Below are 12418 nucleotides of genomic sequence, written 5' to 3'. Positions count from 1 at the left end.
GGTTGGCGATACGTGCTACGCACACGCTAGGCGAACGAGAAAAATATTACCAATGAACAAGATAAAACGGGTTGGCGTAATTGGCGGAGGGCAGTTAGCTTGGATGATGGGAGATGCAGCCAAAGCATTAGATATTGAACTAATAGTACAAACTCCCCAAGCAACAGACCCAGCTGCCGCAATAGCATCAGAAACTATTTTGGCACCAATAGACGACGCTGCTGCTACAGCATTATTGGCAAAAAAATGTGATGTAATTACCTTCGAGAATGAGTTTATTAACCTGGAAGCTTTGATGCCCCTACAATCACAAGGTATCTGCTTTCGTCCCAGGTTAGAAGTTTTAGCACCATTACTCGACAAATATCATCAACGTTGCTATCTCAAAGATATTGGATTGCCAGTTCCCAAATTCGTTGCAGTTGAGGGGGAGGCGGTGACAGGCAAGATGCCTGTCCTACAAGAGGATTTTCCACAGGAATTTCCCGTAGTTTTGAAAGCTAGAAGGCATGGTTATGATGGTCAAGGGACTTTTATTTTAAAAGATCGAGAGTCTCTAGAAGCGACCTTGCAGAAAATTGGGGAAACTCCGGTTTTATTAGAAGAATACGTTCCCTTTAGTAAAGAATTAGCTGTGATTGCAGCACGTTCTGTTGATGGGGAAATTGTTACTTATCCAGTTGTAGAAACGCAACAAGAAGACCAAGTTTGTCGGCGGGTATTAGTGCCAGCAGACATCGATGGAGCAGTACAATTACAGGTGGAAGCGATCGCACACACCCTCCTCAACAGCTTACAAGCGATCGGTCTATTCGGCATCGAACTATTCCTCACCCCTAACGGCAAAATCCTAGTCAATGAAATCGCCCCCCGAACTCACAACTCCGGGCACTTCACCATCGATGCCAGCTACACCTCCCAATTTGAAATGCACCTAAGAAGCGTCAGCGGTTTACCTTTAGGCAATCGGGCCTTAAAATGCGACGCAGCAGTAATGGTCAACCTTTTGGGATACGAACATTCCCACAGCGACTACCAAGAAAAACGCCAAAAACTCGCCCAAATACCTAACTGTCACGTCCTCTGGTATGGAAAAACTGAATCTCGCCCCGGTCGCAAACTCGGTCACGTTACCATACTGTTAAATCATAGCGATCGATCGACCACCACCCAACAACTCCAAAAACTCGCCCAACAAGTAGAATCCATCTGGTACGATAGTTAGGGACTCTTGACTGGGGACAAGGGGACAAGGGGACAAGGGCACAAGGAGACAAGGGGACAAGGGCACAAGGGGACAAGGGCACAAGGGCACAAGGGGACAAGGGGACAAGGGGACAAGGGGACAAGGGGACAAGGTGATAACTCACTACTCAAAACTTCCCCAATCCTCAATAGTAGCGGCGATTCATGAATCGCCCGTACCCCAGTACCCAAATAACAAATTACCCCTGTCTACAGACAGAGGTAATTGATTCTTGTGGGTTTCCGCAACGCCGTCTTGCCTCAGTTTTTGACCTGGACTAAATCCAGGTGGGTGTCTTTGGCTCTAGCTTAAAAGTTTCCGAGTAACAAAGCCCGGTCTACTGCCGCTAAGCTCTCAAAACTCCCTTATCGAAAAAGCATAGATCACAAAACATTATTGGCAGTCACCAACGCCGCAGAGTAACCTGTTTCTTATTCTATACTCTATTTTCAAATTCGGTACAGGGGACTGGGGGCTGGGAAAGTTCTGAGTTTTGAGTTTTGAGTTTTGAGTTAATGAACTCCTTGTCCCCTTGTCCCCTTGTCCCCTTGTCCCCTTGTCCCCTTGTCCCCTTGTCCCCTTGTCCCCTTGTCCCCTTGTCCCCTTGTCCCCTTGTCCCCAGTCAAGAGTCCCCAACAAAGATTGTCAGGAAATTTGTACAAAAATGTTCCTTCTATTCCTTGAGAAAGAGTTACCATTAAGTGAAAACGAATGGTATACCGGATTTGAGATTAAGCGCGACTTCTCAATTGCCGAAATTGTCAGACTTCTCGGCTGATGTATTCAGGCTAAATAATGGGCTGACGGTTATTCATCAGTACATTCCGGCTACACCTGTAGCTGTTGTAGATGTTTGGGTGCGTGCAGGTGCGACTAGAGAGCCAGAACAATGGTCTGGAATGGCGCACTTTCTAGAACACATGATTTTTAAAGGCACCGAACAAGTTCCTCCGGGGATGTTCGATCAAGTGGTGGAATACTGGGGCGGCACTACCAATGCTGCTACTAGTCATGATTATGCTCATTTCTACATCACTACGGCTGTTTCGTACTTGGAAGATACTCTGCCTTATCTGGCAGAATTGTTACTAAATGCTTCCATTCCTGACGAGGAATTTTTTAGAGAAAGAGATGTAGTATTGGAGGAAATTCACCAATCACAGGATAATCCTGATTGGTTGGCTTTCCAAGTGATGATGGAGACTGTCTACCAAAACCATCCTTATAGTCGTCCGGTTTTGGGTACAGAAGAGTTATTATTACAGCATTCGCCAGAAGCAATGCGCTGTTTCCATGCTTGCCATTATCAACCGGAAAATATGACGGTGGTAATTGTGGGTGGTGTGCCGCAAGGAATGGCATTAGAGTTGGTGAGTAATTCGTTTAGTGGTTTTAAGCCAAGGTCTAGTTGTCCGCCACTCTCAACCAAAATTTTGTCACCGATTAAAGAAGTTCGTCGCCAAGAACTGTTTTTAGACAGAATAGAAGAGTCTCGCTTGTTGATGGCGTGGACAGGGCCAGGAGTAGACCAAGTTCGTACAGCTTATGGATTGGATTTAATTTCGGTGCTTTTGGCAGAAGGACGCTGTTCTCGATTGGTGAGTAAGTTACGGGAAGAAGAACAGTTGGTGCATGGGATTTGTGGTAATTTCTCGTTACAGCAAGATTCGAGCTTGTTTACAATTACGGCTCACTTGGAAGCGGAAAATATAGAGAAAGTGGAAGCGTTGATCAGTAAACATTTGTTGGATTTACAAACTGAACCAATTTCAGAGATAGAATTGGCAAGGTGTAAACGTTTGTTGTGTAATGATTTTGCGTTTTCTACGGAGTCGCCCGGTCAGCTAGCTGGTTTGTATGGTTACTATAATACGATCGCACAAGCAGAAGTAGCAGTAACCTATCCCCAGCAAATTCAAGGAATTACCGCTGAAGACGTGCAACAAATAGCCACCGAATTTCTGTCACCTCACCATTATGTAGTAACAGAGTTAAAACCTTACGGCGAATCGGAAAGGTAAGATAAAAGATAGTCAGTAGCCAATTGACCTCTTTCCCCCCTGTTTTCCTGGGAAATTTTCTTCTGAAATTGCTCAATTACCATTTTTATAATTAGCTAATGAATTCCGAAGTTACAATGGAAGATTCTTTTAATCCAGGTGTCAGCAGTTCGTCGTTACCAGAGCGAACAATGCAGCGAATAGTAACTAATAATGGTATGGTGATCCTGGCGCTAGAAAATCCAGCGGCGGATATTATTGCCACAAGGATTTTTATAAAAGCTGGTAGTCGCTGTGAGCCTAGATATCAAGCAGGTTTATCTCATTTATTATCATCGGTAATTACTAAAGGAACTGAGCAATTCTGTGCTGCTGAAATTGCCGAACGAGTAGAATCTTTGGGTGCAAGTTTGGGCACAGATACCACTACGGATTATTTTTTACTCAGCATGAAGACTGTTTCGGCTGATTTTCCAGAGATGTTGGAGTTAGCCGGGGAATTGTTGCGATCGCCTACTTTCCCCCAAGCTGAAGTAGAATTAGAACGGCGCATGACTTTGCAAGCAATTAAATCGCAACAAGAACAACCTTTTACTGTGGCTTTTGAACAACTGCGACAAGCAATGTATCAAGACCATCCTTATGCTTTATCGACTTTGGGAACAGTAGAAACTGTCGCTAATTTGGGTCGAGGTGAATTAGATAGTTTTCATCACACTTATTTTCGTCCAGATAATACCATAATTTGTATTGTCGGTCGGATAACCCCGGAAGAAGTAGTTAACCAAATAGAAAAAGTATTCGGTGATTGGGAAATACCGGATACACCAATTCCTAGTGTAGAATTACCCGAACTTCTGGCTTTTCCTCACCCCAGAATTACACCAATTCCTACAAAACAATCAATTGTAATGTTGGGTTATTTAACTCCATCTGTGACTAGTCCTGATTATGCAGCTTTGAAGTTAATTAATACATATTTGGGAAATGGTCTTTCTAGTCGTTTGTTTGTGGAATTACGCGAAAAACGCGGTTTAGCTTACGAAGTTTCCGCTTTTTATCCGACTCGTTTAGATGCTTCTCAATTTGCAGTGTACATGGGAACTGCGCCGGAAAATACCGAAGTAGCTTTATATAGTTTAAGAACAGAAGTAGAAAGGTTATGCAAAATTCCTCTGAAATCTGATGAACTGCAAGCGGCTAAAAATAAACTTTTAGGTCAATATGCTTTGGGTAAACAAACTAATGCTCAAATTGCTCAAGTTTTTGGATGGTATGAAACTTTAGGTTTGGGTGTGGGATTCGATCGCGTTTTTCCCAAAGCAGTTGCAGTTGTGACTACAGAAGAAATTCAGGAAGTGGCAAATCGATATTTTGTTGAACCTTACATTTCTCTAGTTGGCCCGGAATCTGCGGTAGCAGGACTGATAGAATCTACTTGGGAAAATTAATCCCCAAAATAGCTTTCATCAGCATTGAGGAGTGAAAATTGCAGATGTTAAGACTGGCTAGGATTTCGGTGTTTTTATTTCCAGTTTCTCTGTTGATGTGGTATCCTCATTCAGCAGCGATCGCACAGGAAAAAGTAGAATCTGTGCAGAGAACTGCACAACCTGCAACAGGTTTGATTGTCAATCGTCCGGTTTTAGAAAGTGGTAGCACTGGGGTTGCCGTCTCGGAATTGCAAGCAGCTTTACAACTTTTGGGATTTTATAAAGGTGAAGTTGACGGAGTTTATAATCAGAGTACTGCGATCGCAGTTACCCAATTTCAGCAAGCGGCTGGCTTAAATCCTAATGGAATAGTCGATCGAGAAACTTGGCAAAAACTATTTCCCCTAACACCACCCTCAGCTAATAACTCTCGATTAGCTAACAGATATAATCCCAGAAACAGAATCACATCTTCGACAAATCAATCTACTAAACAAGAGTCTCCAACTGATAATAGCAACACAGAAAATCCCAACACAGAAAATTCAGAATCAATAGTTGCCGATTTACCAACCCTGAAAATTGGAATGCGAAGTCCCGAAGTATTTTGGTTACAAAAACGATTGCAAGCGATCGGATTTTTTCAAGGTTCTGTAGACGGAATTTTTGGCAAAGATACCCAAGCTGCGGTTATCGCTGCACAGGAAAAATATGGACTAAAACCTGATGGAATTGTTGGTGCTGCTACCTGGCAAGCAATTGTACCTTAACTTCTAAATAACTGTAGAGACGTTTCATGAAACCTCTCTACAATTGAGGTCATCAAACCTCTCTACAATTCATGTCATGAAACCTCTATACAATATGTTTTTCTTCCTAATCCTTAACTCGTATATCTAAAGAAGACTATCTTTTGATAGAAAGACGATCCTCACTTGCGATAGAGCCAGACTCTCCAAAACAAGGGCTATTCTCAAAATGAAAAAGATTTTAATGAGTTCTGGTAAAAATCATGTATAACGACAACGATAAACGCACATCATACAATCGTGAAGTTAATCCCGACTCTCAGGGAAACAATTACAGGGAAGTACCAAGAAACACCGAAACTATTAACAGGATACCGCCCGAAGAGTACAGAGATGGTTATGTTCATGGTCGAGTTGCTGAACGTCGCTATAACGATGGTCGCCAAGTAGTCCGCGATAATAATAATGCGGCTCGTGGTTTGATATTAGGAATTGTTTTGAGTTCTTTGCTTGCTATTCCGGCTTTAGCTTACTATTTATGGAATCGGCAAAATCAGGAACCTGTAGTTACACCTGAGCCTGCACCTGCGCCTGTAGTTGTACCTTCTCCACAACCTGAAAGAACAATTATTCAAAGAGAAAGAGTAATTGAAAGGAATCCTGAAGTGCGGGTAGTTCCAGTTCCTCAAGGACAAACACCAACTACAACTACACCTGCACCAAATATTAATATCGAACAGCCTGCACCTGCGCCACAACCAACACCAAACGTTAATATCACTGTTCCACCTGCTTCTCCACAGCAGCAGTCTCGTAATAGAACTGAGCGATCGTCTGACAATTCATCGCCTGCAACTTCAACTCAAGAATTACCTTCGATTCAAGGTTCTCCATCTCCGGGAGTCAGCGGTAATACTAATTCTAATGTTGGAGATCAAACCGACACCACAACATCTGGTGATAATGCTTCACCGTCTGCTACTGGTGATAGCAGTCCTGCTGGACAATAAAAGTACAATTCTCCGAATCTGCAACCAATCCCCTCAAATTTGAGGGGTTTTTTACTTTGAATTTACTAACAGGAGTAAGACTCAATCATTCTTTTAAAAAGCGTTAGAGACTGTTTCAAAAAATAAAGCTCTTTAAAGTTTAGTAAAATTTCACGCATTACTGAGAAACAGATGCTACTTTATTAAGTAAGGCACAGTGCGATTCGTTCTCTTAAAACACTACTAATAGTAGATGGGGAAAGAGACTAGGTTTCTGAACCTTGATAATTTCATGTTCATGAGGGTTTAATTCCCTTCCTCCAAACCACAGGAGTGAATACGTAGTCCCACATTTTCAGGGATGGTATCCTGGACTTGCGGTGCATGGGCTAAATGACGGTAACTCGAAGCTAATAGAGAATCCCGGCTAGTGGAGTCAGACAAGGTTAACGTATAGTGAATCTAGTACGAACCATCGTTATACTACGTGCATTGGAAATTAGCTGTAAAATGACATCTAAATCGATGTCTCCCTTAGAGGGTGGGTGGTCGCAACAGGTTCATTTACTGAGCAACTGAGCCAACCATATTGGGTTCACCAGCACGGAGAAAAAAGGGAGGTTAGACTGTTCATATTTTGTGTGGTATGAATGTCGTGGTGATAAAAGCCCCCGGTGGATACTAGGAACCTAAATCTGACGCGAAATGAACATGAGAAACGAAGTAACCCCTTAATCTCTCTGTAAAAGCCCCCGAAAGGGGAGTCTGTAGGATATACCCCAGACAATTAAATAGAAACCAGTGTCAAAGTTTCATCTATCTTACAACTAAAACCAAGTAGCAGGTCAACCAGACCGCATGGATTAAAGGGAGGGATATCCTAAGAAGCCAAAGCTATGGGTAATGCCATAGATATGCAGACGTAGGATGAGCGTTGTGGAGGCTTCCAAAGGAGTAACTCTAGATATGCCTAAGACTCCAGTTTTGACTGAGAGTGGGATGAAAACCGTTATGCGTACAATGACCAACGACTGACATTCCCGCAATTGCCCGGATGTAAAGGCGATAGCAAAGCGTCGAACGGTCTAGTAGTCATCAAGGCGGTAACAGGATAGGAGCGAACCAATAGGAGTTAAGGTTTAACGGAGTAATCCAACGAACTATTGCTGACAAGCAACCACGCGCAGGAGCCGAATGAGGTTGGAAACTCTCAAGTTCGGTTCTGAATTAGAGGTGAAAGATAGCGATATCTTCATCGACTATAACAATCAAGTAGATCTTCATTCAATTTTCACATCTTGGTTTGGTTTCGAGCCTGTGCCTTCCTGCTCGATGCCTAGTGCAGCAGATAACCGGAATGATGTTTCATTTTTGAGAGTTATATTTGCGTTCAGTCTTGTAGTACTTGCTTGTTCTTGTTAAGAACGCAAATCGATCGGCAAGTGTCTAATGATCGGAGGTGATGCAAAGCGAGCGTCCGGCCTGTTGCGAGTATAGTCCATGTTTTGGAGTTAAATTTCTTTCTTTTTGGAAACTGTTCGTTATCAGTCGGTTCATTTAATTCGACTGTTTGTAATCCCAATAACCCGCCTTGAGCTACCAGTATTTTCCTTAGCGAGGCGGGTTTCCAGTTGTTTAGGCGAAAGGTCCGGCTAAAAACCGAGTTTCTGGCAGCGCTTGCGGTGAAAAACTCAGGAATTGTGGAAAATCGATCGCACAAAATCGAAGAGAAAATTAACGCTTAAAAATTTCTCAGCAAAATCAATCCTGAGCAACTAACTGAATTAGAGTAATTTCTGGGCGACAAAACAATCGCCCAGGTAAGTAACTCCCTAATCCTCGATTTACATAAAGCAAATTTTTTCCTACTTGGTGTAAACCTGGGACCACTCCCAATGTTGAAACACTTTGTAGCATTTTTTTCTAGCGTAAGGCAAATGTTGACGCAAAGGTTGAGGGACGAAACGATAGATTTCTGGTAATAGTCCGGGAAGTGGGCCCATTTTAGGGATAATAACTTGACCGCCATGAGTATGACCAGACAATTGTAAATCGACGCGCCAAGATTGTAATTGCTCCGCAGTATCGGGATTATGAGATAAGACAATGCGAGGAATTTTAGAATCTATTTGCGGCATGACTGCGCCTGGGTTAAATTGATGAGAACGGAGATCGGCAAATCCGACTATGGCTAATTCAGGGCCAAAAGGATAAACAATTTGATTCCAGAGGGAATGAATATCAATGCTAGTTAAAGCTCGAATAATGGTAGTTTTTGAGTGGGAATGATAAAGATCGTGGTTGCCTAAAACGGCGTAGATACCAAAGCGACTTGTTAAATGTTTAAGTCGGAGTACTAACTTATGAATTGGGGCGGGATCGCTGGTAACATAGTCGCCTGTGAGAAATACTAAATCAGGTTGAATTTGATTACTTGTTGCGATCGCTTCTTCTAGCAAATTGTCTGACAAGCGGATACCATCATAGTGAAAATCCGAAAGTTGGACGATTTTGATGCCTTGTAAGGATGGTGGTAAATTAGCGATCGGCACTGTTAATTGTTCTAGCTTTAACTTTCCGGTAAGTAATCTGTGCATAAATTTATCTCTTTTATATTTAGGTGTAACATAATAAAACCTCTACAGAAAGGAGCTTCACACCGGAAAAAGTAAAATTTAGTTGGGGAAAAGACTTGTGTTAATCGCCTTGATTGAGCAAAATTCTGTTATGCAAAAAAGTTCCCATAACCTCGCGATCGATAAGCTTATGAAATTCACGCCCATAGCTAGCGCCACTTTACTAACCACATTTAGTCTGACGATCAATCCCGCATTTGCGGCTAATCCTGAACATACCAGACAGCTACTTGCCACCAGAAAATGTTCTCAATGCGATTTAACTGACGCTGGATTAGTAATGGTTAATCTAGTGGGTGCCGATTTGACTGGTGCTGATTTAAGTCGGGCTAACCTCAGCCGTGCTAACTTGATGGGTGCCGATCTCAGGGGTGCTAACCTGATGGGTGCCAGTCTGCATGGTGCTAATCTCACAGGTGCTAACCTTAGCGGTGCTAATCTCACTGCTGCTGATTTAAGAGGTGCTTATTTATCTCAGGCAAATTTAGTCGGGACAAATTTAGTGAATGCTAATTTGCTGGGTGCCGTTGGATTACCAAATTATACGGGTAATGCTGAAGATTTTTACCGTTGGGGAATGGCAGAAGCAGAGAGAGATAATCACCAAAGGGCGCTGGAACTGCTTAATCAAGCTTTGGTGATGAAACCTGATTATGCCAATGCTTACTTAGGTAGGGGGATGGTACAGTTTAATCAGGGCGATCGCCTAGCAGCGCTGGCTGATACCAAAAAAGCAGCTGAACTCTTCACTGCTCAAGGCAATCAAGACGGTGCTAAAGCAGCGCAACAGGTAATTGCAGGAATTGAACAACTTAATAACCCGAAAGAGCGCCGTCCCAGTTTTGGCGACAATGTGCTGGGCCTGCTTCAAGGTTTAGCAGCTTTAGCCCTTCAGTCTGGGTTGCTCTAAGTAGTATTGCTGAGGGAACAAGGAATCAATTATTTTTCTTTTTGTTGTTTCAAATTCCCTGTTTCCTTAGTTGTTCAACTGATTACCTAAGTGTGACCTCAATCACTTAATTAGTGGAAAATAGTCACAGTTTTTTAGCGAGTTGAATCACTCGATCTAACCCGGAAAGAACAGATAGTATTACTATCAGCATTAGAGCGGTGTTTTTACCACTCTTGGGGGGAGTTAGAGATGTTAGAAAAACTTTTATTAGCAGCCACAGTTACTTTCGCGATACATTTTCTTTTACCAGCACATTCCTCAGATATTGCTCAGACAGATTGGCAAGTTTATTCGGCAAGAAAGACAACAACAACACAAACAAATATAGTAAATAAACAATTGGTAGCTGAAATTTGGCAACCTACAGATTCTCGGCACTAATTTTACTTTTTACCTGTGAGTAGATAAGTTACCATTTCTCCTTTACCTTTAATAGGGATAGAACCCCGCTTAGTTAACTTGTACTTAGCTTTTAACAATTGGTATGTAGTATTACTAACTTGAATAGTACCAGGAATACCTTGAGATTCCATGCGGCTAGCCGTGTTAACTGTATCACCCCATAAATCGTAACTAAATTTTTTAATTCCTATTACACCAGCTACAACTGGGCCTGTATTCATGCCAATTCTGAGGCTAAAACTTGTACCAGTTTTGCTATTAAATTCGGCAATTTTTATTAGCATCCCTAATGCCATTTCAGCTGCGGCTTCTGCATGATCGGACCGAGAAGCAGGTAATCCGGCTACAGCCATGTAAGCATCACCAATGGTTTTAATTTTTTCTAACCCATACTGTTCGGCTAAGAGATCAAATTCCGAGAATACTATATTTAAGTTTTCTACTAGTTGCTGAGGAGATGTGTTAGCTGACAATTCGGTAAAACCTACTAAGTCAGCAAATAAAACTGTGACATTTTCAAAATTATCAGCGATCGTACTTTGTCCTAATTTTAATTTCTGAGCAATGGGTTCAGGAAGGATATTGAGTAATAGTTTTTCGGCTTGTTCTTGTTGGTAACGTAGAGCTTCTTGAGCAACTTTACGCATTGTAATATCAGAAACCGTACCTTCATAGTAGAGCAAGTTTCCTGTAGAATCACGCACGGCTCGTGCATTTTCACTAATCCAAATTACTTTGCCATCTTTACGCCGAATTAATGATTCAAACCCATAAACAGCATGATTTTTTTCCATTCTTGAAACAAACTCTTGGCGGCGATCGGGATCGAGATAAAGTTGATGGGAAATATCACTCAAAACTGCAATTAATTCCGCAGGCGAATCATAACCATAAATTTTCGCTAAAGCCGGATTAGCGCTGAGATAACGTCCTGAAGGTGTGGTTTGAAAAATTCCATCTACGGCGTTTTCGACAATGCTGTGATATCTTTGTTCAGCTAATCTTAAAGCTTCTTCTGCACGTTTACGTTGAATTAGTGAACCTAATTGTGTAGCCACAGCATTAACTAGTTCTAGTAAATTTGGTTCGATTTTGGTGGGAGTTTTCTTGAAGAAAACTAAAATTGCTAATACTTCATCGGCAAGTACGATCGGAACGCCAAAACAACAATTTAATCCGGCGGCAACAACAATTTCTTGGCGGGAAAAAGTCTCTGTTGATTCAGATCTAAGATCTTCGAGCCATTCTGGCTGCCGATGTATGCGAATTCTTCCAGGTAATCCGACGTTGTAAGGAAAGGTAAAATTAAGGCTTTTTTGTCTAAATATTTCTAAACTTGGTTCACTAGCATACCAAGCGGGAGAACATTCTAAGACTTGGCGATTTTCATTGGGAATCCAAGCTTCGCCAAAATCCCAGCCAATTGTTTTGCAAATTAAATGTAATATTACTTCAATAGCACTGTCAAACTTTTCGGCGCGACTTATGGCTTGAGTTGCTGCTAGTAAGAGACGGATTTTGACTTCGGCTTTTTTGCGATCGCTAATTTCCGCTTGCAACTGCTGATTTTTATATTCTAGTTGTTCTGATAATTTCTTTTGATTTAATTGATTGTTAATTCTTGCCAAAACTTCTTCTAGTTGAAATGGTTTTGTAATATAATCCACTCCTCCTACTTCAAAGGCTTTTATTTTATCTATTACCTGATCCAAAGCACTAATAAAAATCACAGGTATTTTGCAAGTTTTCGGATTGGCTTTTAAAGCAAGACATACTTCATAACCGTTCATCAACGGCATATTCACATCCAGTAAAATTAAATCTGGCGGAGACATTTCTGCTGCTTTTAAAGCCATTTGTCCGTTAATTGCTTTTCGGACATAATACCCTTGCCCAGTCAGCATAGTAGATAACAGTCGTAAGTTATCCGGGGTATCATCAACGATCAGGATATTAGCTGTTGTTTCTGGAATTGTTTGTGGTTCTTGTTGCTGATTCATCAGAAGCGATC

At 41.8% G+C, this 12418-nt stretch carries 8 protein-coding genes, 1 other RNA gene and 1 pseudogene; 7 read left to right on the top strand and 3 right to left on the bottom strand.

Annotated features, from left to right (window positions below; all coding sequences use genetic code 11):
* Positions 1-61: 61 nt before the first annotated feature.
* Positions 62-1225, top strand: coding sequence for a 5-(carboxyamino)imidazole ribonucleotide synthase (locus ACE1CI_RS07305; RefSeq protein ID WP_459564142.1), 1164 nt, complete (start codon positions 62-64; stop codon positions 1223-1225).
* A gap of 256 nt (positions 1226-1481) precedes the next feature.
* On the opposite strand, the gene ssrS is transcribed toward ACE1CI_RS07305, so the two are convergent.
* Positions 1482-1670, bottom strand: a non-coding RNA gene (ssrS, locus tag ACE1CI_RS07300) — 6S RNA.
* A gap of 301 nt (positions 1671-1971) precedes the next feature.
* On the opposite strand from ssrS, the gene ACE1CI_RS07295 reads away from it, so the two are divergent.
* From ACE1CI_RS07295 to ACE1CI_RS07280, 4 genes are all read left to right on the top strand, one after another.
* A complete protein-coding gene (locus ACE1CI_RS07295; RefSeq protein ID WP_459564143.1) occupies positions 1972-3267 on the top strand; it encodes a M16 family metallopeptidase in 1296 nt (431 codons plus the stop codon).
* 116 nt (positions 3268-3383) lie between these two features.
* Positions 3384-4697, top strand: coding sequence for a M16 family metallopeptidase (locus ACE1CI_RS07290; protein ID WP_413267218.1), 1314 nt, complete (start codon positions 3384-3386; stop codon positions 4695-4697).
* Between the two features lie 44 nt (positions 4698-4741).
* Positions 4742-5449: a peptidoglycan-binding domain-containing protein gene (locus ACE1CI_RS07285; protein ID WP_413267216.1), complete on the top strand. Its 708-nt coding sequence runs from the start codon at positions 4742-4744 to the stop codon at positions 5447-5449.
* Between the two features lie 242 nt (positions 5450-5691).
* Positions 5692-6438, top strand: coding sequence for a hypothetical protein (locus ACE1CI_RS07280; RefSeq protein ID WP_413267217.1), 747 nt, complete (start codon positions 5692-5694; stop codon positions 6436-6438).
* A gap of 1740 nt (positions 6439-8178) precedes the next feature.
* On the opposite strand, the pseudogene ACE1CI_RS07275 reads toward ACE1CI_RS07280, so the two are convergent.
* Positions 8179-9014 (bottom strand): annotated as a pseudogene (locus ACE1CI_RS07275) (metallophosphoesterase).
* Between the two features lie 169 nt (positions 9015-9183).
* Here ACE1CI_RS07275 and ACE1CI_RS07270 point away from each other — a divergent pair.
* Entirely contained in the window at positions 9184-9963 is a 780-nt protein-coding gene (locus ACE1CI_RS07270; protein ID WP_496615302.1) for a pentapeptide repeat-containing protein, read from the top strand.
* A 231-nt stretch (positions 9964-10194) separates the two neighbouring features.
* Positions 10195-10386, top strand: a complete 192-nt coding sequence (locus ACE1CI_RS07265; RefSeq protein WP_413266884.1) for a QAALIT motif small membrane protein — start codon at positions 10195-10197, stop codon at positions 10384-10386.
* 2 nt (positions 10387-10388) lie between these two features.
* On the opposite strand, the gene ACE1CI_RS07260 is transcribed toward ACE1CI_RS07265, so the two are convergent.
* The gene (locus ACE1CI_RS07260) at positions 10389-12407 is read right to left on the bottom strand and encodes an adenylate/guanylate cyclase domain-containing protein (protein ID WP_413266885.1); all 2019 of its coding nucleotides are present in this window, start codon (positions 12405-12407) and stop codon (positions 10389-10391) included.
* Between the last annotated feature and the right edge of the window lie 11 nt (positions 12408-12418).

The sequence above is a fragment of the Floridaenema flaviceps BLCC-F50 genome (assembly GCF_041929275.2).
Classification (GTDB): Bacteria; Cyanobacteriota; Cyanobacteriia; order Cyanobacteriales; family Aerosakkonemataceae; genus Floridanema; species Floridanema flaviceps.
This window is presented reverse-complemented; position numbering and strand designations above follow the sequence as displayed.

Bases quoted from the DNA above. Each gene is read 5' to 3' on its own strand.
- ACE1CI_RS07285 (WP_413267216.1), top strand. From the start codon at position 4,742: ATGTTAAGACTGGCTAGGATTTCGGTGTTTTTATTTCCAGTTTCTCTG.
- ACE1CI_RS07265 (WP_413266884.1), top strand. From the start codon at position 10,195: ATGTTAGAAAAACTTTTATTAGCAGCCACAGTTACTTTCGCGATACAT.
- ACE1CI_RS07260 (WP_413266885.1), bottom strand. From the start codon at position 12,407: ATGAATCAGCAACAAGAACCACAAACAATTCCAGAAACAACAGCTAAT.
- ACE1CI_RS07270 (WP_496615302.1), top strand. From the start codon at position 9,184: ATGAAATTCACGCCCATAGCTAGCGCCACTTTACTAACCACATTTAGT.
- ACE1CI_RS07280 (WP_413267217.1), top strand. From the start codon at position 5,692: ATGTATAACGACAACGATAAACGCACATCATACAATCGTGAAGTTAAT.
- ACE1CI_RS07290 (WP_413267218.1), top strand. From the start codon at position 3,384: ATGGAAGATTCTTTTAATCCAGGTGTCAGCAGTTCGTCGTTACCAGAG.